Genomic DNA, 1,303 nt, shown 5'->3' on the forward strand with positions numbered 1-1,303 from the left:
ATACTGTACTCCACATGTAGTGCAAATATAATTATTCATATTCCCGCTCCTTTTTTCATATAATTGTTTCTTTACCAATATTTTAATAAAAATCAAAAATATTCGAATCAATATTTGGAACGAAAACGAAGTGATACGAAAGTATGATTTGGTGATTGAAAGTTTAAATAATAAAGGTTAAATTCATTCTATTTTTCAAAACTGCAATTGATATAAAATCTTGCATACTTTTGGGTAAACTTTTTTACAAGTGTAAAAAAGTTTCTTTGCATTTCCCTACCTATAATTGCTAATATAGTAGAGTAGAACTTTTATAGAGAGAAGGAAAATTATGCACAATGGAATTCGAATAACAACTTTAGTAAAAAGGGCTATGTTAGTTTGTGCGGGAGTATTATTCACATACGAAGCGGCTTTTGGATCAGTACATACTGCTTTAGCTAGTACAGAGGATGAAGCAAAATCTGTTCAACTTGTAAGTGAGATTCAAACATCTCTTGCTCCGAAAGAAGCTCCAAAACATTATAACGGGCAAGTTAGAAAAGTCGCTTATTTAACATTTGATGACGGTCCTGGAAAATACACAGCTGAGCTTTTAGATATGTTAAAGAAAGAAAATGCAAAAGCAACATTTTTCCTAATTGGTTCAAACGTAAAAGCTTTCCCTGATCTTGTAAAACGCGAAGATGCTGAAGGCCACTACGTTGGGATGCACAGTATGACTCATAACTACAAAAAACTTTACACTGAAGGTCATTACGTAGATGAAATGAAGGAAGACCAAGGCTTAATCGCTGGTGTTTTAGGTAAATCACCAGTATTAACTCGTCCAGCTTACGGCTCTATGCCAGGATTAAACGAAGGTCTTCGCAACAAAGTTGTAGACAATGGCTTAAAAGTTTGGGATTGGACAATTGATTCTTTAGACTGGAAATATAACAAAATGCAAGTTGATGCTGCATCAGCTAAAATTGTAGAAAACGTTCTAGCTCATTCTACAAATCCAACAGAAGTTATCCTTATGCATGATATTCATCCACAATCAGTAAAAGCAGTACCTGGAATTATTAAAGGACTGAAAGAAAAAGGATATGAATTAGAAGCATATAATGAGAACGAACACTTCCCATTAAACTTCTGGCATGATAATCGTATGTAATGAAAAGACTTGATCCCCTCTAGTAGGTTATCAAGTCTTTTTTATCGTTTTTAGAATTTCCTTATAGAGAAAACCTATACACGCTTGCACCATATCAATATTATACGTCCCTTCCCTTTTATCAAATAAATTTAACTTTGAAAT

Annotated in this window: 1 protein-coding gene; it reads left to right on the forward strand. The window is 33.2% G+C overall.

Annotation, left to right across the window (positions count from 1 at the left end):
• The first annotated feature begins 331 nt into the window (after positions 1-331).
• The gene (locus tag ABWK52_RS26570) at positions 332-1,159 is read left to right on the forward strand and encodes a peptidoglycan-N-acetylglucosamine deacetylase (protein WP_098541949.1); all 828 of its coding nucleotides are present in this window, start codon (positions 332-334) and stop codon (positions 1,157-1,159) included.
• The last annotated feature ends 144 nt before the right edge of the window (positions 1,160-1,303 follow it).

It is taken from the genome of Bacillus sp. AP50, assembly GCF_040492675.1.
Classification (GTDB): domain Bacteria; phylum Bacillota; class Bacilli; order Bacillales; family Bacillaceae_G; genus Bacillus_A; species Bacillus_A cereus.

Coding starts and splice junctions, on each gene's coding strand:
- ABWK52_RS26570 (WP_098541949.1), top strand. CDS start 332: ATGCACAATGGAATTCGAATAACAACTTTAGTAAAAAGGGCTATGTTA.